The 21,733-nt window shown below is 69.3% G+C and carries 11 protein-coding genes, 1 tRNA gene and 3 rRNA genes; 12 read left to right on the top strand and 3 right to left on the bottom strand.

Annotation, left to right across the window (positions count from 1 at the left end; genetic code table 11):
* Positions 1–54: 54 nt before the first annotated feature.
* Positions 55–705: a 5-formyltetrahydrofolate cyclo-ligase gene (locus tag ABXS69_RS10025; RefSeq protein WP_366180508.1), complete on the bottom strand. Its 651-nt coding sequence runs from the start codon at positions 703–705 to the stop codon at positions 55–57.
* 156 nt (positions 706–861) lie between these two features.
* Between ABXS69_RS10025 and glp the strand changes: the two genes are divergently transcribed.
* From glp to rrf, 6 genes are all read left to right on the top strand, one after another.
* The gene (gene glp / locus ABXS69_RS10020; RefSeq protein WP_366180507.1) at positions 862–2,073 is read left to right on the top strand and encodes a gephyrin-like molybdotransferase Glp; all 1,212 of its coding nucleotides are present in this window, start codon (positions 862–864) and stop codon (positions 2,071–2,073) included.
* Between the two features lie 195 nt (positions 2,074–2,268).
* The gene (locus ABXS69_RS10015) at positions 2,269–3,597 is read left to right on the top strand and encodes a hypothetical protein (RefSeq protein ID WP_366180506.1); all 1,329 of its coding nucleotides are present in this window, start codon (positions 2,269–2,271) and stop codon (positions 3,595–3,597) included.
* Between the two features lie 88 nt (positions 3,598–3,685).
* Positions 3,686–3,758: transfer RNA gene (locus ABXS69_RS10010), tRNA-Ala, on the top strand.
* Between the two features lie 356 nt (positions 3,759–4,114).
* A 16S ribosomal RNA gene (locus ABXS69_RS10005) occupies positions 4,115–5,657 on the top strand.
* Between the two features lie 374 nt (positions 5,658–6,031).
* A 23S ribosomal RNA gene (locus ABXS69_RS10000) occupies positions 6,032–9,220 on the top strand.
* A 204-nt stretch (positions 9,221–9,424) separates the two neighbouring features.
* Positions 9,425–9,543: ribosomal RNA gene (gene rrf / locus ABXS69_RS09995) — 5S ribosomal RNA — on the top strand.
* Together the 16S, 23S and 5S rRNA genes with 1 tRNA gene alongside form the textbook arrangement of a ribosomal RNA operon.
* Positions 9,544–9,921: 378 nt before the next feature.
* On the opposite strand, the gene ABXS69_RS09990 is transcribed toward rrf, so the two are convergent.
* Positions 9,922–11,781, bottom strand: coding sequence for a tetratricopeptide repeat protein (locus ABXS69_RS09990; protein WP_366180505.1), 1,860 nt, complete (start codon positions 11,779–11,781; stop codon positions 9,922–9,924).
* A gap of 927 nt (positions 11,782–12,708) precedes the next feature.
* Positions 12,709–14,622 (bottom strand): phospholipid carrier-dependent glycosyltransferase, encoded by a 1,914-nt coding sequence (locus ABXS69_RS09985; RefSeq protein WP_366180504.1) that lies wholly within the window; start codon positions 14,620–14,622, stop codon positions 12,709–12,711.
* Between the two features lie 35 nt (positions 14,623–14,657).
* Between ABXS69_RS09985 and rsmI the strand changes: the two genes are divergently transcribed.
* The 6 genes from rsmI (at position 14,658) to ABXS69_RS09955 (ending at position 21,580) form a co-directional block, all read left to right on the top strand.
* Entirely contained in the window at positions 14,658–15,656 is a 999-nt protein-coding gene (gene rsmI / locus ABXS69_RS09980) for a 16S rRNA (cytidine(1402)-2'-O)-methyltransferase (RefSeq protein ID WP_366180503.1), read from the top strand.
* Positions 15,653–17,512 carry a methionine--tRNA ligase gene (gene metG, locus ABXS69_RS09975; protein WP_366180502.1) on the top strand — a complete coding sequence of 620 codons (1,860 nt, stop codon included), beginning with the start codon at positions 15,653–15,655 and terminating at the stop codon, positions 17,510–17,512. The genes rsmI and metG overlap by 4 nt, the downstream gene beginning before the upstream one ends.
* Positions 17,509–18,468, top strand: a complete 960-nt coding sequence (locus ABXS69_RS09970; protein WP_366180501.1) for a TatD family hydrolase — start codon at positions 17,509–17,511, stop codon at positions 18,466–18,468. The genes metG and ABXS69_RS09970 overlap by 4 nt, the downstream gene beginning before the upstream one ends.
* Positions 18,469–18,542: 74 nt before the next feature.
* A complete protein-coding gene (locus ABXS69_RS09965) occupies positions 18,543–19,484 on the top strand; it encodes a G5 domain-containing protein (RefSeq protein ID WP_366180500.1) in 942 nt (313 codons plus the stop codon).
* Positions 19,485–19,730: 246 nt separating this feature from the next.
* Positions 19,731–20,591 (top strand): G5 domain-containing protein, encoded by an 861-nt coding sequence (locus ABXS69_RS09960; protein WP_366180499.1) that lies wholly within the window; start codon positions 19,731–19,733, stop codon positions 20,589–20,591.
* Positions 20,592–20,815: 224 nt separating this feature from the next.
* Complete coding sequence (locus ABXS69_RS09955) at positions 20,816–21,580, top strand: resuscitation-promoting factor (RefSeq protein ID WP_366180498.1); 765 nt, start codon at positions 20,816–20,818, stop codon at positions 21,578–21,580.
* Positions 21,581–21,733: the final 153 nt, after the last annotated feature.

The following is a 21,733-nucleotide window of genomic DNA, read 5'->3' as shown; positions in this document are numbered from 1 at the left end:
CCCCGTGGTTCCCGGCGCGGCGGCGCGAGCGGCCTCCCCTCCCCAGCGGGCCCGTTAGGACCCGGAGGCGAAGACGGAGCGTTCCAGGAGGAACCATTGCTCGGGCGTGATGACGGCGTCCACTCGCTGGTCGTGCGGCTCGGTGGGAAGCGTGGACGGGATGAGCTCGTCGTCGTAGACCACGGCGAGCACGAGCGCTCCTTCGCGCCTCAGCGGCAGGGCGCGGTCGTACCAGCCGCCGCCCTGACCGAGGCGGTTGCCGGCGCGGTCGATGGCGAGCGCGGGGATGAGGAGGGCGTCGACGTCGGAGACCGCCTCCGCCGGGAGGGGCTCGCCCCCCGGTTCGGGAGGGCGCCCCGGCGCGCGCTCGGCCAGGTCGGCGACACCCGTGAAGCGCCCCCAGGAGCGGGAGAGGTGCGGCCCCAGGACGGGAAGGAGGACGTCACGGCCCTCGGCCTCCAAGCGCTCCAGGAGCCGGCGCGTGCACGGCTCGTTGCCCACCGAGACGTAAGCGGCGATGGTCCCCATGCCCTCGACGGCCTGGAGGGCGTGCTCCATGAGGGCCTCGCAGGCGGGGCCGTGGCACGTGTCGGGGTGGGGGTGCCGCTTGCGGCGCTGCTGGCGCAGGACTCGGCGCCATTGGTCCTTGTCATGACTGGTCTCCAGCCCCGCGGGGGCGGGGAGCGGGCGCGCCTGGGAATTCACTCCTTGATTCTCTCAGGTTCTCCTCCTCTTCCGGGCTCGCCGAGCCGCCCCTGGCATGGATAGGCCGGCCCGTGCGGGTAGCCTGGCAGCCTGGAGCCGCAGGCCTGAACCCGGTGCCGCCCCGAGATCCCGGGACCTGCGGGCAGGGAGGAACTCATGAGAACCGTCGCCGAGCACCTCGCATCGTGCCTCGAGATCGCGCAGGCGGCCCCGCCGCTCGACGTCGTCCTCCTCGACGCCGTCGGCTGCGTCCTGGCGGAGGACGTCATCGCGGAGTTCGACCTTCCCGGCGCGGACCTGGCCGGCCTGGACGGCTACGCGGTGCGCGCCGCCGACGTCCGGGGCGCGACGGCGAGCGAGCCCGCCCGCCTCGACGTCATCGACGCCGTGCGCGCCGGCGACACCAGCAGCGCCCGGCTCGTCCCCGGCACCGCCATGCTCATCGACTCCGGCGCGCCCCTGCCCGTCGGCGCCGACGCCGTCGTTCCCTGGATCGAGACTGACCGCGGCGCCCAGCGGGTAGCGGTCCGCTCCGTCGTCGTCGAGGGGGAGAACGTGAGGCGCCGCGCCGAGGACGTGGCCGCCGGGACGACGGTCCTGCCGCGGGGCTCGCGCGTGTCCGCCCGGCAGATCGCGCTCCTGGCCGGGGTGGGGCGGCTGCGCGTCAAGGTGCATCCCGCGCCGCGCGTCGTCATCGTGTCCATCGGCGACGAGCTCGTCGAGCCCGGCTCGCCGGGCCGGGACGGCAGCGTCTACGACGCCAACGGGCACGCCCTGGCCACCGCCGTCACCGATGCCGGCGGGCGGGCCTTCCGCGTCGCGGCCGTCCCCGACGAGCTCGGCGCCCTGACCGAGACCCTCGAGGACCAGCTCGTGCGCGCCGACGTCCTCATCACCACCGGGGGCCTGTCCGTGGGACAGGGGGACACCGTCAAGGAGGCCCTCGCGCCCCTGGGCTCGGTGCGCTTCGACGCCGTCGCCATGAGCCCCGGGCGCCAGCTCGGCGTCGGTACCGTGGAGGGCACGCCGATCTTCTGCCTCCCCGGGGATCCCGTGAGCGCTCAGATCGCCTTCGAGACCTTCGTGCGGCCCGTGCTGCGAGAGATCGCCGGCTGGCAGGGGCTCCATCGCTCCAGCCTGCCGGCCGAGATGACACGGGGGTGGGTGTCGCCCGCCGGCAGGAGGGAGTTCGTCCCCGTGCAGCTGACCGGCTCGCCCTCCAGCGGCTACCGCGCCGAGCCGACGGCGCAGCCCGGCACTACCCGCCTCATGGGCCTGGCGCGGGCCAATGCCATCGCCGTCGTCCCCGAGGAGGCCCGCAGCGTCTCGGTCGGGGACACGCTCCACTGCCTCCTCCTCGACGCCTGACGCCCGTCCGCTGAGACTGAGGCGGCGCTCCCGTGAGGGGCGCGAGCGCGCCGACGCGCGCTCGGCGAGTGGCCCATGCGCTTCGAGTGACTGTTGTGAATGGCGGGGCCGTCGTGGCTGGATTGTCGTCATTCCAAGTCACAACACGCCGACGATCTCTCCTGGCCGGGGCCCGGCGGCCCGTACCGTGGCGCTGTGGGAATTGAAGTCTGGGCGCTCCTCGCTCTCGTCGTCGTTCTCACCGCGTACCTCCTGCCCTTCCTGGTCGGGCGCCGCGAGGTCATGAGCCTGTCCCGCTCCGATGATCGCTATTCCGCCGAGCTGCGGATCCTGGCGACCGGCGAGGCGGCCGTGTCCTCGGACGAGGCCTGCGAGCAGGGCGGGCACGCGAGGATCTTCCGACGGCTCCCGGAGGTGAGGGCGATGAACAGGCCAGCTGTGAGGAACGTCCGCGCTCTGCGCGTCGAGCGCGAGCTCGTGCAGGCCCGACGCGCGCACGAGGCCGCTCGCGCGCGCCGCCAGGAGGCCGCCACCAACCGCGCGCGCGTTGCCGCCGGCCTGCTCGGGGTGAGCCTCGGGCTGTGGCTGGTGGGAATCGTGACCGTCATGCCGTGGTGGCCGGCGCTGCTGCCGACGGCGCTGCTCGGGGGATCGATGGTCGCCGGGCACAAGGCGGCCGGGGCCTCCCGCGCCGCCGACCGCGCTGAGTGCCGCCGCGTCGTCGCATTGCAGCGCGAGCTCGACGCCCTCACCGGCGCCCGCCCCAAGACCAGGATCGAGCCCGCCGCGCCCAGCCCCGCGGCCGCCGCCAAGGCTCCCGTCGGATCGAGCGAGCGGGAACAGGCGGCCTCCGCGGAAGAGGAGGCCCAGGGGGCCGCCAGCGACTCGACTGCCTCCGCGCTCAGCGCCGCGAGCGGGGCCGAGCCGGTCACTCGCGAGGAGGCGGAGGAGCCGGCGAGCGCCGCCGAGGCCTCCTTGGCGCCCGCGACCGCATCCGGTGGGGCAGCGCGGGTTGAGGCTGATGCGGCCAGGCCCATGGAATGGATGATGGAGCCGCTCCCACTGGAGTCGACCGACGCCGATCGCGCCGACTCCGACGAGGCCGGATCCGGCGGCGAGTCCGCGAACGATCGCCGGCGCCTCGCGGCCGCCGCCGCGAGCGAGCGCGTCGAGCCGGAAGGAGCCTCCCCGGCGGGGCGGCGCCGAAGGGAGGGGGCCGCGAGCCCCGAGTCAGTGGTTCCGCGATCAGTGGCAACCCTGCCGGCCCGCCGCGACGCGACGTCGACTCCTCCCCAGGGCTGGCGTCCTGTGGCGGTGCCCGCCCCGACGTACACCCTCGCCGCGCGGGCCCGCCGCCGTGCGGTGCCGGACCTGGACCTGCCGGAAGTGGAAACGGCGCCGTCCCCGGTGCGGCCGCGCAACGCGCGCGCCTATGCGCCGGCGCCGGTCCTCGACGAGGAGCAGGCCTTCAAGCCCATCGACCTCGATGAGGTCCTGGAGCGGCGCCGCGCCGCAGGGGCGTGATGGCCCGCTGAAACCGCGCGGTGGCGCGGCTCACGGCGCGTCAGCTTGCGGCGCACCGGACTGTTGGTGCTAATATCGTCCGGCAACTGGGGCTATGGCGCAGTTGGTAGCGCGTCTCGTTCGCAATGAGAAGGTCGGGGGTTCGAATCCCCCTAGCTCCACCGGTAGAGGCCCGGGCTGAGAGGCTCGGGTCTCCTATCGCCCAGGCTTCGTCCGCGAATGATCTGGGGTTGAGATCGGGATCACATATTCTGAGATTGACAGTTACTGCGATCATCTGGTTAAGTTGGTCGGGTCGCCTTGAGGGGGACGCGAGGAGTGAAAGGCTCTTCGGATCGCTCTCCTGGGTGTGTTGTTTGAGAACTCGATAGCGTGTCATGCTTGTTTATGTCTTGTTTTTTTGTTTGGCCTGTGCTGCTGCTGTTTTTGTGGTGGTGGTGTGGGTTGGGCTTGGAGATTTTTTCTCTGGAATTGTTTTTGCTTGGGGTCGTGTTTGGCGGTTCTGGGTGAATTGGTTTTTTTGGAGAGTTTGATCCTGGCTCAGGACGAACGCTGGCGGCGTGCTTAACACATGCAAGTCGAACGGTGAAGCCCTGGTTTTTGCTGGGGTGGATGAGTGGCGAACGGGTGAGTAACACGTGAGTAACCTGCCCCCTTCTTCTGGATACCGCCACGAAAGTGGTGTTAATACGGGATATTCTGGTCCTGCCGCATGGTGGGGTTGGGAAAGGTCTTTTTGTCTGGTGGGGGATGGGCTCGCGGCCTATCAGTTTGTTGGTGGGGTGATGGCCTACCAAGGCTTTGACGGGTAGCCGGCCTGAGAGGGTGGACGGCCACACTGGGACTGAGACACGGCCCAGACTCCTACGGGAGGCAGCAGTGGGGAATATTGCACAATGGGCGGAAGCCTGATGCAGCGACGCCGCGTGAGGGATGGAGGCCTTCGGGTTGTGAACCTCTTTCGCCAGTGAAGCAGGCCTGTCCCTTGTGGGTGGGTTGACGGTAGCTGGATAAGAAGCGCCGGCTAACTACGTGCCAGCAGCCGCGGTAATACGTAGGGCGCGAGCGTTGTCCGGAATTATTGGGCGTAAAGGGCTTGTAGGCGGCTGGTCGCGTCCGTCGTGAAATCCCTCGGCTTAACCGGGGGCGTGCGGTGGGTACGGGCCGGCTTGAGTGCGGTAGGGGAGACTGGAATTCCTGGTGTAGCGGTGGAATGCGCAGATATCAGGAGGAACACCGGTGGCGAAGGCGGGTCTCTGGGCCGTTACTGACGCTGAGGAGCGAAAGCGTGGGGAGCGAACAGGATTAGATACCCTGGTAGTCCACGCCGTAAACGTTGGGCACTAGGTGTGGGGGGCCTTTCCGGGTCCTCCGCGCCGCAGCTAACGCATTAAGTGCCCCGCCTGGGGAGTACGGCCGCAAGGCTAAAACTCAAAGGAATTGACGGGGGCCCGCACAAGCGGCGGAGCATGCGGATTAATTCGATGCAACGCGAAGAACCTTACCAAGGCTTGACATGTGCCGGACGGTCCCGGAGACGGGGCCTCCTCCTTGTGGGGCCGGTTCACAGGTGGTGCATGGTTGTCGTCAGCTCGTGTCGTGAGATGTTGGGTTAAGTCCCGCAACGAGCGCAACCCCTGTCCCGTGTTGCCAGCGCGTAGTGGCGGGGACTCGCGGGAGACTGCCGGGGTCAACTCGGAGGAGGGTGGGGATGACGTCAAATCATCATGCCCCTTATGTCTTGGGCTTCACGCATGCTACAATGGCCGGTACAGAGGGTTGCGATGCCGCGAGGCGGGGCGAATCCCTTAAAGCCGGTCTCAGTTCGGATCGGTGTCTGCAACTCGACACCGTGAAGTTGGAGTCGCTAGTAATCGCGGATCAGCAACGCCGCGGTGAATACGTTCTCGGGCCTTGTACACACCGCCCGTCACGTCATGAAAGTCGGCAACACCCGAAGCCCGTGGCCCTACGGGGAGCGGTCGAAGGTGGGGCCGGTGATTGGGACGAAGTCGTAACAAGGTAGCCGTACCGGAAGGTGCGGCTGGATCACCTCCTTTCTAAGGAGCTTTCTGGTCCTCGTCGTCCCGGTCGGGGCGGCTCGTCCTTCTGTCTTGCCCTGTTTGGTGGGCGGGGGCGGGTCGCTGGTCGGCCGGGCTGGTTCGGCGGGGGTCGTTGGGCGTGGACGAGCGTGGCGCGTTATCGGGGTTCTGGGACAGCTCGCCGTTGCTGGCGTTCTCGGTTGTTCCGTGGTGGGCCCTGCTGGGCCGGCCGGCCGCTGGTGGTGGTTGGTGGGCCTGGTGTGGGTGGGTTGGTTGTGAACTGTATAGTGGGCGCGAGCATCTGGCGCGCTCGTCATCGCCTCTTCGTGGGGGGTGGGGGGCGCGCTTCTTGTTTTTGCTTGGTTGTTGTTTTTTCAGCGTGTTTTGCTGTGCTGCTTGTTTTTATGGGCGTTCGGTGGATGCCTTGGCATCAGGAGCCGATGAAGGACGTGGTGGCCTGCGATAAGCCTCGGGGAGCCGGCTAGCGGGCTGTGATCCGAGGGTGTCCGAATGGGGGGACCCGGCCGGGGTCATGCCCGGTCACCCGCGCTTGAATTCATAGGGCGTGGGGGGTGACGCGGGGAAGTGAAACATCTCAGTACCCGTAGGAGAAGATATTCCGTGAGTAGTGGCGAGCGAAAGCGGATGATGGTTAAACCATGGTCGTGTGACACCCGGCAGGGGTTGCGGTCGTGGGGTTGTGGGACGCTGTCCTCCCGTTGCTGCCGTGGCGGGGCGCAGTGATCAAGCCTGTGTGGTAGCCGAACCCTCTGGGAAGGGGGGCCGTAGTGGGTGAGAGCCCCGTAGGCGTAACCCGTGGGCCTGCGTGATGGTGTTCCCGAGTAGCACGGGGCCCGTGGAATCCTGTGTGAATCTGCCGAGACCACTCGGCTGCCTGAATACTTCCTGGTGACCGATAGCGGATCAGTACCGTGAGGGAATGGTGAAAAGTACCCCGGGAGGGGAGTGAAAGAGTACCTGAAACCGGGCGCCTACGAGCCGTCAGGGCCCCTGCCTCGTGCGGGGGTGATGGCGTGCCTATTGAAGAATGAGCCTGCGAGTCAGTGGCGTGTCGCGAGGCTAACCCGTGTGGGGGAGCCGTAGCGAGAGCGAGTCCGAAAGGGCGTTTTTGAGTGGCGCGTCCTGGACCCGAAGCGGGGTGATCTACCCATGGCCAGGTTGAAGCACGTGTAAGAGCGTGTGGAGGACCGAACCCACCTCAGTTGAAAATGGGGGGGATGAGCTGTGGGTAGGGGTGAAAGGCCAATCAAACTCCGTGATAGCTGGTTCTCCCCGAAATGCATTTAGGTGCAGCGTCCCGTGTTGCCCGGCGGAGGTAGAGCTACTGGGTGGCTGATGGGCCCCACAGGGTTACTGACGTCAGCCAAACTCCGAATGCCGTTCGGGTGGTAGCGGGGCAGTGAGACGGCGGGGGATAAGCTCCGTCGTCGAGAGGGAAACAGCCCAGATCGCCGGCTAAGGCCCCTAAGCGCGTGCTAAGTGGGAAAGGATGTGCGGTCGCGCAGACAACCAGGAGGTTGGCTTAGAAGCAGCCATCCTTGAAAGAGTGCGTAATAGCTCACTGGTCAAGTGATCGTGCGCCGACAATTCAGCGGGGCTCAAGCACGCCGCCGAAGCCGCGGACCCGTCGTGTTGGTCCTTCCTGGTCCTTGTGGGCTGGGCAGGGGCGGCGGGTGGTAGGGGAGCGTCCCGCGCTGGGTGAAGCCTCGGGGTGACCCAGGGGTGGACGGCGCGGGAGTGAGAATGCAGGCATGAGTAGCGATACTAGGGTGAGAAGCCCTAGCGCCGAATGACCAAGGGTTCCAGGGCCAGGCTAGTCCGCCCTGGGTGAGTCGGGACCTAAGGCGAGGCCGACAGGCGTAGTCGATGGACGACGGGTTGATATTCCCGTACCGGTGTAGCACCGCCCATGCTGACGCGCGGGTGCTAACCCACGCCGCTGCTCGCTGTCGCCTGCCTGGGGGCCTTCGGGTTCCTTGGTGGGTGGCGGGTGGTGGTCTGGGGGTCCTCCGTGCTGGTAGGCAAGCGCATTAACAGGGGTGACGCGCAGTGGTAGCCCCGCGGGCCTGATGGCTTGGCCCGTTCAAGCGTGCGGCCCGGTCTCCAGGTAAGTCCGGGGACCACCTGCTCCTCCCTTGTGGGGGGGGTGGGAGGGTGAGGCGTGATGGTGACCCCGCCTTGTGGTGGGGGACAGTAGGGTGATCCTGTGGCGCCGAGAAAAGCCCCGGCGCGAGGTGCGAGCCGCCCGTACCCTAAACCGACACAGGTGGTCGGGCAGAGTATGCCTAGGCGCACGAGTGAATCATGGTGAAGGAACTCGGCAAAATGCCCCCGTAACTTCGGGAGAAGGGGGGCCCGAACCCTGAGACGGCTTGCCCGTTGGGGGGGAGGGTCGCAGAGACCAGGGGGAAGCGACTGTTTACTAAAAACACAGGTCCGTGCGAAGCCGCAAGGCGATGTATACGGACTGACGCCTGCCCGGTGCTGGAAGGTTAAGAGGATCCGTCAGCCCCTCATTGTGGGGTGAAGCGGTGAATTCAAGCCCCAGTAAACGGCGGTGGTAACTATAACCATCCTAAGGTAGCGAAATTCCTTGTCGGGTAAGTTCCGACCTGCACGAATGGCGTAACGACTTCCCCGCTGTCTCCACCATGAGCTCGGCGAAATTGCATTACGAGTAAAGATGCTCGTTTCGCGCAGAAGGACGGAAAGACCCCGGGACCTTTACTATAGCTTGGTATTGGCGCCCGCTATGGCTTGTGCAGGATAGGTGGGAGACTGTGAGACCGCCACGCCAGTGGTGGTGGAGTCGTCGTTGAAATACCACTCTGGCCATGGCGTGCGCCTGAACCTGGGCCCGTGATCCGGGTCAGGGACAGTGCCTGGTGGGTAGTTTAACTGGGGCGGTTGCCTCCTAAAGTGTAACGGAGGCGCTCAAAGGTTCCCTCAGCCTGGTCGGTAACCAGGTGTTGAGTGCAAGTGCACAAGGGAGCTTGACTGCGAGACCGACGGGTCGAGCAGGTGCGAAAGCAGGAACTAGTGATCCGGCGATCCCGTGTGGGTGGGTCGTCGCTCAACGGATAAAAGGTACCCCGGGGATAACAGGCTGATCCTGCCCAAGAGTCCATATCGACGGCATGGTTTGGCACCTCGATGTCGGCTCGTCGCATCCTGGGGCTGGAGCAGGTCCCAAGGGTTGGGCTGTTCGCCCATTAAAGCGGTACGCGAGCTGGGTTTAGAACGTCGTGAGACAGTTCGGTCCCTATCCTCTGCGCGCGCAGGATACTTGAGAAGGCCTGTCCCTAGTACGAGAGGACCGGGACGGACGAACCTCTGGTGTGCCAGTTGTCCTGCCATGGGCACGGCTGGTTGGCTACGTTCGGGACGGGTAACCGCTGAAAGCATCTAAGCGGGAAACCATCTTCAAGATGAGGTATCCACACCCCTCCTCTGGGGGGGGGTGGGAGGCCCCCAGTAGACCACTGGGTTGATAGACCAGGAGTGGAAGGCCTGCAAGGGCTTTTGAGCTGACTGGCACTAATCGGCCGACACAAGCACACCAGCACAACACGCGCCGTCCAGCCAGCGGTCCACCAAGCCACCCCCTAAGCAAACGAAGGGGGGGAGGCACCGGTAGGGGCCACGGTGGTGATGGAAGCACGAGCCAAGACAAGCGCCCACTATGCGGTCCACGACCAACCACGCCCCACCACCCACACCCCCCAGGGGGGTGGGTGGTGGGCCCGTGAGTTGGATAGAGACGTCCCGGTGGTCATAGCGGGGGAGCCACGCCCGGTATCCCTTTCCGAACCCGGAAGCTAAGACCCCCAGCGCCGATGGTACTGCCCCTGCCAGGGGGCGGGAGAGTAGGACACCGCCGGGCACACACCTAATAGGAGGGGCCCTGCCGTGCGCGCGTCAACGCGCGCACGGCAGGGCCCCCACCTCATTTCTCGCCCGCCCCCCATTTTGCTCGGGCGCGCCCACGACGACCCCACCGGCCCAGGGGCACCACCCGGGCCCGCAGGCGGGCCTGATCGCGCCTACATCGGCCAACCACTCACCGAGCAAGCCCAGCGACTCATCGACACCATCCACACCCACGACAACACGTGACGAGACACTAAAGCGACCCGAGTCCGGTCAGCAGGGAGGTGGGGGACATGACGACGGGCGCGCCGCCGAGGCTGCCCAGGATCATCTCCCCGTTGCGCGTGGCTGCGGGTGGCATGCGCCAGAGACTACCGGGGCGGGCGGCCGGTCAGCCGACGGCGTCCGGGGGCGGAGGCTGGCGCTCATCGCGGACGCGACGGCAGATCGCCAGATTCTCGGCGACCCGCTTGGTGAGCGGATGCTCGGGGCCCAGGACCCTGAGGCTCTCCTTCAGGTTCTGCTCGAGCAGCGCGATGGCCTCATCTAGGCGCCCGGCGGACTGATAGGCGGTCGCGAGGTTGTTGCGTGAGGTCAGGGTGTCGGGGTGGTCGGGGCCCAGGACCCTGAGGCTCTCCTTCAGGTTCTGCTCGAGCAGCGCGATGGCCTCATCTAGGCGCCCGGCGGACTGATAGGCGGTCGCGAGGTTGTTGCGTGAGGTCAGGGTGTCGGGGTGGTCGGGGCCCAGGACCCTGAGGCTCTCCTTCAGGTTCTGCTCGAGCAGCGCGATGGCCTCATCTAGGCGCCCGGCGGACTGATAGGCGGTCGCGAGGTTGTTGCGTGAGGTCAGGGTGTCGGGGTGGTCGGGGCCCAGGACCCTGAGGCTCTCCTTCAGGTTCTGCTCGAGCAGCGCGATGGCCTCATCCAGGCGCCCAGCGGACTCATAGGCGTAGGCGAGGTTGTTGCGCCAGGTCAGGGTGTCGGGGTGGTCGGGGCCCAGGACCCTGAGCCGGTCCTCCAGGACCTGCTCGAACAGTGCGATGGCCTCATCCAGGCGCCCAGCGGACTCATAGGCGTAGGCGAGGTTGTTGCGCAGGGCCAGGGCGCTGGGGTGGTCGGGGCCCAGCAGTGATGCGACACGATCAACGATTCGCTCCAACGAGACCGCGAACGACCCAAGCCCGGCCTCATCCGCGCGCCGCCCGGCCAGCAGGACAAGACCGCAGAGCCCCTCAACATCGACATCGCCCAGGTCAGCGCCCAGGTCGAGGTCACCCAAGAATGACAGGCTCTCAATCACCATGACGATCGTTCGGCGCCCCGCCCCACCAGGATCACTCATGTCGGCCCCGTCGAGCGCCGACTCCAGGGCGCGGACCACCGCCTCGACGATCCCCCCTACCGCGCCCTCACGGACCGCGTCCTCGCGAACCACTCTGGACTGAAGGCGGTGCAACGAGACGATACCCCCGCGGCCGGCATCATCCCCGGCCCTCAACACGACACCGCGCTCCAGCAGGAGCGCCAACGAGCGCCTCGCCGCATCAGGACCACCACCACCAGCGCGGTGCAGCCAGTCACGAGGAACACCCCTGTGCGGCATCATCGACAGCATCCCCAGCTGAAGACGCGCCAAACGGGCCAGATCCTCATCGCGCCGGCCCAGCGCCTCCAGGGCCGTCTGATAGCCCAGGCGCAAGGCCCGCCACACCTCGTGCGGGTAGCCATCACCGTCCCAGCGCTCCACCACCTCCTCAAGCGGCCTGCCCTCAAGGCACCCCATGTACTCCCCCGGCTCCCAGCCCATCGCCTCCATCGTCGAGGCCGCCTGGGACAGCGCCACCGGGAGATCACCAAGAACCCCGGCCATCGCGCTGGCATCGCCCTCGCTGATCCGGGCCAGCCGCTGGCGCAAGAAGCCCACCGACTGGTCCCGGGTGAAGACCCCCACGGGGATCGACTCGCCCAGCGCCCCGCCTGGGAGGTTCGTGGTCACGATGACCCGCAGACCACGGCCCCTCGGCCTCAAACCCGCCAGATCGTCAGCGCGCTCCAGGTTGTCGAGCACGATGAGCCGATCCGCCGCGCCACCCGAGTTCAGCCGGTCCATCAGGGACCTGGCCCTGCGCGCGGAAGGGTCCGACGGATCACCGATCCCGAGCTCGCCCGCCAGCTCGGCCAGCCCCACCTCCACCCCGCTGGGCCGCCCCGCCACCGGGTCACCAGCCGGAGAGGCGTCGATCCAGGCCACCAGCCCCCAGCCCTCAGCCCGGCACTCGTGCGCGAACTGCGCCGCGATCTGGGACTTGCCGACCCCCTCATGCCGCGCAGCGCCACGAGGGCCGCCCCACCGTCTCCGGTGAGCGCCCCACGAAGACGGGCGTGCTCATCGCGCGCGACATAACCCGGGACCTGATCGGGAACGGCCCCGAAGCACACCGGCTTATCACGGGAAGGAACCCTCGGACCGCCGATCCCGCTCCCGAGGCGATCGATCTTCCGATCGATCCCCTCAACCAGGGCATGCGCGCTCGACGTCAGGGTATACGTGCGCGACGTCGTCGCGTCGATCTTATCGAGCGCGTCCATGACATACCGGGCTCGCGCCACATCGAATGACGGCGACAACGGCGCCAGGCCCGCGAGCTCTTCGGCCACGACACCGATCAGGGCATCGAAAACAGGCTCAGCGGCCTCAGCGAGACCAGCCCTTTGAGCCCGCCCCCGCCTCCTGAGGAACCCGGCGAGCCCTTCCGGGCGCCGCACCGCCTCCAGCAGCGCCTCATCAGACCCCAGCGCGTCCTCCAGGACCGTCTCCACGGCGAGCGCCACGCCATCAAGCACGCCACGCCCCCGCAGCTCCAGCCGGCCCGCCTCCTCCTCCAAGCGCTCCCGGACCCGCCCGGTGATCCGATCCCTGGCGCCCTCATCACGGGCGGCAGCCCGCAACCGCTCAACGGCCCTCCACCCATCAGCGCTCAGATCAGCCGCCCCGGACAACGAGGGATCCACGCACAGATCCGCCGAACGAAGAAGCACCGCGACAACACTAGACGCCACACCACCAAGAGACACCAGACCCACGACCCCACCCTACCCCCCCCACCAGAACACCAGACCACGCAAACACACAGGCCACCCACACCACCACCCCCGCCGAGGCGCGCGGTCGGCTGATTCAGATCCAGCTCCGGAACCACATGTGCCAGTACCAGTAGTCGTAGCTGATCCTCTGCCCGGTCCACAGGGGCCACCACAGCAGGCCGAAGATGATCGAGAGCGAGACCACGACGCCCATCGCAGCCAGACCCTCATACCTCAGGCGCCACCCGGAGGTGCCGGTCCACTTCCGCGTGAGGAAGCGCGGGTTGATGATGCCCCGCCACCTTCCGAAGCCCAGGAACCGCGCCACGGTCCCCCGGGGCGCCGGCAGGCCGGGTCCCGCCTCCCCCGCGACGACGGCGAGCTCCTCGGCTCTTGCGGCTGCCGAGCCCGGCACTGGCGGAACCATCCCGGACAACGAGCCGAGCGCGAGCGCGAGCGCCATGACGACGCACGGCACGAAGGCCACCGTGTAGAAGGAGAAGATCGTGCGGTCCGGGTACTGGAACCACGGCAGGTAGAGGCCCACATAGCCGATCAGCGGCACCCACATCCTCCAGTCGCGGCGCGCCACAGCCACCGTCACGACGACGGCGAGCGCGCCAATGCCGAACCACCACACCGGGATGTTCCCGATCGCGGAGATCGCCTCCACGCAATGGCTGGATCCGCAGGAGGCGCCCAGGTCCTCCTTCGGGGGGTAGTAGAAGAGCGTCGGTCGTATCTGCGCCAGCCAGGAGATCGGCTTGGACATGTACGGGTGACTGCTGTCCAGGCCCACGTGGAAGCGGTACATCTGGATGTGGTAGTCGAGAAGGCTGTTGAGGGCGTCCGGCATCCACGGCCGGGGCAGGGACTGGCCAGTCTCGCGCCGCTGCGCGGCCCAGCCGTGGTTGAAGGCATGAGAATGGGCGAACCAGGAGAACCAGCCGGCCACGTACACGATGATCGCCGTGGGCACCAGGTAGAGGAAGTCCTGCAGGCCCCTGCCCAGGAAGCCCGCCGTGTGCCACGAGCGCGTCCTGACCGCTCGCAGAGCGCACACATCCCAGACCACCACCAGGACCCCCACCGCGGCGAGGAGGTAGAGGCCCGACCACTTGATCGAGCAGGTCAGGCCCAGGCTGATCGCCGTTGCCAAGAGCCACGGCCGCCACACGAGCAGGGGAGCGGCGCTGCCCGCGGGTTGACCGGCGAGGCCGCGGGCCAGGCGCTCGCGCGTCCACTGGCGGTCGCGCACGAGGCAGTACAGGGCGCAGGTCGCGAACAGGCCGATGAAGTTGTCGAGGAGGGCGATCCGGGACTCGGTGATCCCGATCCCGTCGATGGCCAGGAAGAAGCCCGCCAGGCCGGCCAGGAGCGGGGAGGGGACGAGCCGCATCATGATCCGCGTGACGAGGAGGACGGTGAGCACGCCGGCCAGCGCCGGCATGAACCGCCAGCCGAAGGAGTTGACGCCGAAGATCTCCATGCCGGAGCCGATGAGCCACTTCCCCAGCTGGGGGTGGACGACGTAGGAGGGCTTCGTGGTCAGGGCGAGGGCGACGTCGCCCGTGGCGAAGAGGGCGTCGGCCCCCTCCTTCCACTCGGCCTCATAGCCGACGTGCCAGAGCGCGTAGCCCTCCTTGACGTAATAGATCTCGTCGAACATGAGGCCCCGCGGGTGCGACAGGCCCACGAAGCGGGTGACCGCGGCCAGCAGGGTGACGATCGCGGTGACGATCCAGCCATTGACGCGCAGGGAGGCGGCGAGCGCCCAGGAGGTGGGGCGCAGCCCGAGGCGCGCCCGCAGGCCGTCCTCCGAGCGGTCCTCCATGAGGGGGGTGGCCGCGGGCCGCTCGCCAGCCGCCCAGCGCGCCAGCTCCTCGCGAGGCGAGGCGGAACCGGCCTCAGGGGCGCTCGTGGCGGGGGCTGCCGCCTCGACGGCGCCCCGCGAGGACAGGGGCCCGACCTCAGGGGCGTCGGAATGGTCATGCCTGTTATCAGTCACCTGGCGAGTCTAAAGGGGCGCGCCATACTGGGCCCATGAGCGACGTCACCGCGCCCCCGGGCGCCCACGAGACTGAGCGCGAGGCCCATCCGCGCGATGCTGCCGACGGGGTCGGCGAGGCAGGCGCCCCCGGCCCCGCCGTGCCGGGGGCTGATGTCCCACGGCCCGGTGAGATCCTCCTTGCCGCCACGCCCATTGGGAACGCCGGAGACGCCTCCGCCCGACTGCGCCTGGCCCTGGAGAGGGCGGACATCGTCGCGGCTGAGGACACCCGGCGGGTGAAGGCTCTCGCCCAGCGGCTCGGCCTGCGCATCGGCGGCAGGACTGTGGCCTACCACGAGCACAATGAGGCCCAGCGGACCGGCGAGCTCATCGAGGCCGCCCAGTCCGGGCAGAGCGTCGTCATGGTCTCCGACGCCGGAATGCCGTCCGTCTCCGACCCCGGCTACCGGCTCGTCGTGGCCGCCGCCGAGGCGGGCGTGCCCGTGAGCGCCGCCCCCGGCCCCTCAGCCGTCCTCACCGCCCTGGCTGTCTCGGGCCTGGCCTCCGATCGCTTCTGCTTCGAGGGCTTCCTGCCCCGCAAGCAGGGGGAGCGGGGCCGGGCCCTGGCCGAGCTCGCCGAGGAGCGGCGGACCATGGTTCTCTTCGAGTCCCCACGGCGCGTCCACGCGACCCTCGAGGCGATGGTCGAGGCCTTCGGCCCCGAGCGGCCCGCCGCGTTGTGCCGCGAGCTGACCAAGACCCATGAGGAGGTGCGCCGGGCCACGCTCGCCGAGCTCGCCGCCTCCACGGCCGGTGAGGTGCTCGGGGAGATCGTGCTCGTCGTCGCCGGGGCCCCGAGGCGCGCAGCCGATCCCGAGCGGGCCGCCGCCGCGGCGCTGGCACTGGCCGACGGCGGCATGCGCCTGAAGGAGGCCGCCGCCCAGGTAGCGCGCGGAAGCGGGCTGCGGCCCAACGCGGTCTACCAGCGCGCCCTGGCGCTCCGCGACCACCATGCGGAGCCTCGCGCACGAGCGGATAGGCTTGACCCATGAGCCACATCCTGTCCGCCGTCGCCTGGCCCTACGCCAACGGCCCCCGCCACATCGGCCACGTCGCCGGTTTCGGTGTCCCCTCCGACGTCTTCTCCCGCTACATGCGCATGGCCGGGCACGACGTCCTCATGGTCTCGGGCACTGATGAGCACGGCACCCCCATCCTCGTGGCCGCGGATGCCGAGGGCGTGAGCGCCCGCGAGCTCGCCGACCGCAACAACCGGCTCATCGTCGAGGACCTCGTCGCCCTCGGCCTGTCCTACGACCTCTTCACCCGCACGACGGCGGGCAACCACTACCGGGTGGTCCAGGAGATGTTCCGCACCGTGCGGGACAACGGCTACATGGTCGAGCGGGTCACCCGCTCCGCCATCTCGCCGTCGACCGGCCGCACCCTGCCCGACCGCTATATCGAGGGCACCTGCCCGATCTGCGGCGCCGACGGCGCCCGCGGCGACCAGTGCGACGCCTGCGGCAACCAGCTCGACCCCACCGACCTGATCAACCCGCGCTCGCGGATCAACGGCGAGACCCCCGAGTTCATCGACTCCACTCACTACTTCCTCGACCTGCCCGCCCTGGCCGACGCCCTGGGCGACTGGCTCGACGAGCGCGAGGCCTCGGGCACGTGGCGCCCCAACGTCATCCGCTTCTCCAAGAACATCCTGGCCGAGATCCGCCCCCGCGCCATGACGCGCGACATCGACTGGGGCATCCCCGTCCCCGGCTGGGAGGACCAGCCCTCCAAGCGCCTCTACGTCTGGTTCGACGCCGTCATCGGCTACCTGTCCGCCTCCATCGAATGGGCGCGCCGCACCGGCGACGCCGAGGCCTGGAAGCAGTGGTGGGCCGACCCCCATGCCCTGTCCTACTACTTCATGGGCAAGGACAACATCGTCTTCCACTCCCAGATCTGGCCCGCCGAACTGCTCGGCTACAACGGCCAGGGCAGCCGCGCGGGCCTGCCCGGCGTCGGCTCCGGCGCGCTCGGCGCGCTCAACCTGCCCACAGAGGTGGTCTCCAGCGAGTTCCTCACCATGGAGGGCAAGAAGTTCTCCTCCTCCCACGGCATCGTCATCTACGTGCGCGACTTCCTGGAGCGCTACCAGGCCGACGCCCTGCGCTACTTCATCTGCGCCGCGGGCCCTGAGACCGCCGACGCCGACTTCACCTGGGCCGAGTTCGTGCGCCGCACCAACTCCGAGCTCGTCGCCGGCTGGGGCAACCTCGTCAACCGCACCGCCACCATGATCCACAAGCGCTTCGGCGCCATCCCCGCCCCCGGTGAGCGGGCCGAGGAGGACGCCGCGCTCCTGGACGCCATCGAGGCCGGGTTCGGCGCCGTCGGCGACCTCATCCGCGCCCACCGGCAGAAGGCCGCCCTCGCCGAGGCGATGCGCCTGGTGGGGGAGGCGAACAAGTACATCGCCGACACCCAGCCCTTCAAACTCAAGGGCGAGGACGAGGCCACCCAGGCGCGGCTCGCGACCATCCTGCACACCCTCGCCCAGGCCGTCGCCGACCTCAACCTCCTGCTCTCGCCCTTCCTGCCCCACGCGGCCAACGACATCGACCGCGTCCTGGGCGGCAGCGGCCGGATCGCCCCCATGCCGCGAATCGAGGAGGTGGCCGAGCTCGATCCCGAGGTGCTGCCCGCCGACTTCGATGGGCGCGCCGGCTACCCCATCATCACCGGTGACTACACCGGCGCGCCGACCTGGGGGCGGCATGAGGTCGTCATCGGCACCCCGATCGCCAAGCCCGCCCCCGTGTTCACCAAGCTCGACGAGTCCATCGTGGAGGAGGAGCTGGCCCGCTACGCCGACTCCGCCCCCGACGACGTCACCGGGGCATGAGCCGCAAGCGCCGCGCCCCCGGGGAGCGGTCCTGGCCACCCGCTGACGCCCTCGCGCCCCTGGCGGCGCCCGTCACCGACAATCACGCCCACCTGCCGGTGCCCGGGCTGCCGCCCAGTGGCCCCGGGGCCGACGCGCCGCTGAGCGCGGCCGAGCTCGTCGAGCGGGCCGCGGAGCGCGGCGTCACCCGCATCATCACCTCCGCCTGCGAGGCCCCCGCCTGGGAGGGATCGCTCCACCTGGCCCGCTCCCTGCCCGGCGTGCGCGTGGCGCTGGCCATTCACCCCAACGAGGCCGTCCTGCACGCGGGGGTGCGCGAAACCGGGCCCGACGGCCTGGAGCCGCGAGCCGAGAAGCACCACGCCGAGCCCCTAGACGAGGCCATGAGCCGCCTCGAGGCGCTCATCCGGGGGGCGGGGGGCGCCGTCGTCGCCGTGGGGGAGACCGGCATGGACCTCTTCCGCACCGGCGAGCGCGGGGCCGCTGTCCAGCGCGAGGCCTTCCGCGCCCACATCGCCCTGGCGAAGGAGCTCGACCTGCCTCTGCAGATCCACGACCGCGACGCCCACGAGGACTGCGTCGAGATCCTTCTGGCCGACGGCGCCCCCGAGCGCACGGTGCTCCACTGCTTCAGCGGTGGGGCGGCACTCGCCCGGGCCTGCGCGGAGAACCGTTGGTACGCCTCCATCGCCGGCCCCCTCACCTACCCCTCCAACGGCGCGCTGCGCGACGCCGTCGCCTCCATTCCCGTCGATCTCCTCCTCGTGGAGACCGACGCCCCCTACCTGCCGCCCAAGGCATGGCGCGGCCGTCCCAACGCCAGCTACCTCATGGGGGACACCGTCCGCTTCCTCGCCGAGCAGCGGGGCCTGGACGAGCGCGCCATGTGCGAGCGCCTCGAGGGCACCACCACCGAGGTCTACGGGGACTGGCCCGGCGCGGCGGAGGCGATGTGATGGGGAGCATTGCCCACAGGACGGGGTGTCGGCTAGCGTGGCGCTCGTCCCCGAAATGATAGGAAATCGATACCGTGGGTCGTCACTCCGACAGTAGTTCCCTGAGCACCACTTTCACCGAACTCGGAGCGCTCGCAGCCCGGTCCCTGACCTCGGATCGAAGCGCCGGCCACGGCCGCAGGCGCGCCGAGGGCCCCGCGCGCACCTCGGTGGGCCCCGTCGTGGCGCGCGCCGGCGGCGTCGCCACCGCGCTGTCGATCGCCGTCTCCGGGAGCGCCTGGGCCGCCGTCAACGCCCACGATGACGCGGCCGAAGACTCCGCCTCCCCCGCGCTGGCCGCGCTCGGCTCCACCGTCAGCGAGGAGGCGTCCTCCCAGGACGCCTCCGCCCGCGCGTCCTCCGACGACGCGAGCGGCGCCGTCACCACGGCGGGCGCGGAGACCTTCTCCACCCTCACCGAGGACGTCGCCGACCCGCACGCCTCCTCGGAGAAGGAGAGCACCGGCCTCGCCGCCGGGGAGAAGAAGGTCGAGACCGCCGGCGTCGACGGCGTCACCCGCGTCACTTACCGCGTCGTCAGCGTCAACGGCCAGGAGGTCTCCCGCGAGGTCCTCTCCAGCGTCGCCGTCACCAAGCGCGTCGACGAGGTCGTCGTCGTCGGCAAGGGCACCCCCCAGGACGTCGCCCTCGCCCAGGCGGGCGACGGCAAGACCAAGGCCTCCGCCCAGGCGATCGGTAAGGCCCTGCTGTCCTCCTACGGCTGGGGCGAGGACCAGTACTCCTGCTTGGACAGCCTGTGGACCCGCGAGTCCCAGTGGGACTACCAGGCCGTCAACCCCTCCTCCGGGGCCTACGGGATCCCGCAGTCCCTGCCCGGTGAGAAGATGGGCTCGGTGTCCAGTGACTGGGCCTCCAACCCCGCCACCCAGATCAAGTGGGGCCTGGGATACATCCAGGGCCGCTACGGCAGCCCCTGCGCCGCCTGGGCCCACTCCGAGGCCACCAACTGGTACTGAGCCGGGGCGGAGCCGGGACACGGCTGGGGCTCCCGCCCTGGCCGCTGGGGTTGGCACGGCCCGCAGGGCCGGCGGGGCGGCGCGAGATCGCGATTGAGCGCGGATCGCCGTGAGCCCCCACGACTGAAGTGCCTCTGACCCGCTGCGCCGCGATCGCCTCCTCGCGCATGTGACTGGCCTCAATGGAAACGACCCACGGGCGTCCGTTAGCGTGAGGGCAGTCAAGCCCATGGAAGGAGGAGTCACGTGACTCCCGCCCCCCGCAAGCACGTCCTCGTCCGCTCCGGCGCCCTCGCCGCAGCCGTCGCCGCGAGCGTCTCTGGAGGCGCCTACGCCGCCGTCGAGTCTGCCGGCAACGAGTCGCTGCCGTTGCCCTCCCTCACCGGCGGCGACATCGCGCAGGCCGCTGAGGCCCCCACCGCCAAGCCGGACCTGACCCCCGCGATCGGTGGTGACGTCCCCGAGGACGAGAGCGCCGCCGCCAGCGCCGACAGTGTCGTGGTCGAGGACGTCACCGAGGCGCACGGCTCCACCGAGGAGGAGACCGACCAGCTCCCCAAGGGTGAGAAGAAGGTCAAGACCGCCGGCGTCGACGGCGTCACCCGCACCGTCTCGCGGGTCGCCACCGCCGCCGACGGCACCGAGCTCTCTCGCGAGGTCGTCTCCACCGTCGTCGTGACCGCCAAGGTCGACGAGGTCGTCCTCGTGGGCACCAAGGCGGAGGCCGCCCAGGCCTCCCCGGCGGAAAGCGCCGGGAGCGGGAAGACCGGCGGCGCGGCGCCCCCGGCCGCCTCCGGGACCAGCGCGGCCAGCGCGCAGGCGACCGCCCGCTCCATGATGAGCGCCTACGGCTGGGGGGAGAGCGAGTTCTCCTGCCTGGTGAGCCTGTGGAATCGCGAGTCCGGCTGGAACTACCAGGCGCGGAACGCCTCTTCAGGCGCCTACGGCATCCCGCAGGCCCTGCCCGGCGGCAAGATGGCCTCGGCCGGCTCGGACTGGGCGACCAACCCCGCCACCCAGATCAAGTGGGGCCTGGGATACATCCAGGGCCGCTACGGCAGCCCCTGCGGCGCCTGGGCCCACTCCGAGCGCACCGGCTGGTACTGACCCTCCCCTCGCCGAGACCGGTCGAAAACAGGAGCGAGACCGGTCGTTATCACGATCGAAACCGGTTCCCTCTTCTCAGGCGGCGCCGTCGGCCCGCCATGAGCCGCTCTGTGGTTCCCCGGCTCCTCCAGCGGGGTGGCGCTTGGGCGCGGTCGGCTCAATAGCGCGAGGCGCGGCTCCTCGGGTAGCGTGACCACCACGTCCCACCCCGAGGAGCGAATCCCATGACTCCGCGAACCCCCGGCAGCCGGGCCTCCGCGTTGAGGGCCGGCGCCATCGCCGTCGCCGTCGGCCTGCTCGTCCCCGGCGGCGCCTATGCCGCTGTGGCCACCACGAGCGCCTCAACGCGGAACGCCGACCAGGCCGGTGCCGTCAAGGACGACTCCCGCATCGCCTCGCTCGGCAGTGCTTATGAGGCCGCCAGCGCCTCCCCGATCTCGACCGAGGAATCGCTCGTCGTCGAGGACACCACTGAGGCGCACGGCTCCACCGAGGAGGAGACCGACCAGCTCCCCAAGGGTGAGAAGAAGGTCAGGACCACTGGCGTCGACGGCGTCACCCGCGTCACATACCGCGTGATCAGCGCCGACGGCGTGGAGGTGTCCCGCGAGGTCGTGTCGTCCGTGGTTATGACCGTGAAGGTCGATGAGGTCGTCCTCGTGGGTGCCAAGGAGGCCGCGGCCACTCCGAGCGCCACTCCGACGGCGTCGAGCGGTGCCGTTTCCTCCTCGGGATCATCGCAGAGCGCGCCCGCCGATGACGGCAGCCTTGATGACGACTTCCAGCGGCTCGCCCAATGCGAGTCCGGTGGCGACCCGCGTGCCGTCAATCCCGCCGGGTACTACGGGCTCTACCAATTCTCCCTGGACACCTGGGCCTCTGTGGGTGGCACCGGTAACCCCATCGACGCCAGTCCCGAGGAGCAGACCATGCGCGCCAAGATCCTCCAGCGGCGCTCTGGCTGGGGCCAGTGGGGCTGCGGGCACTGAGACGCTGAGGCGCGCGGAGTGCTTGTGCCGCGCGCTCAGGGGCGCGGTGGTGCCGCACAGGGCGCACTGGACCGGTCTCGCCCCTATTTTCGACCGGTCTCGGCGAGGGGGGCGAGGGGCGGGGTGGGGCGGGGCGCCGGTAGGCTTGGGCTC

Source organism: Actinomyces timonensis, from assembly GCF_040702965.1.
Lineage (GTDB): Bacteria > Actinomycetota > Actinomycetes > Actinomycetales > Actinomycetaceae > Actinomyces > Actinomyces timonensis_A.
The sequence above is the reverse complement of the archived record's forward strand: the minus strand, read 5'-3'. Positions and strand labels throughout refer to the sequence as shown.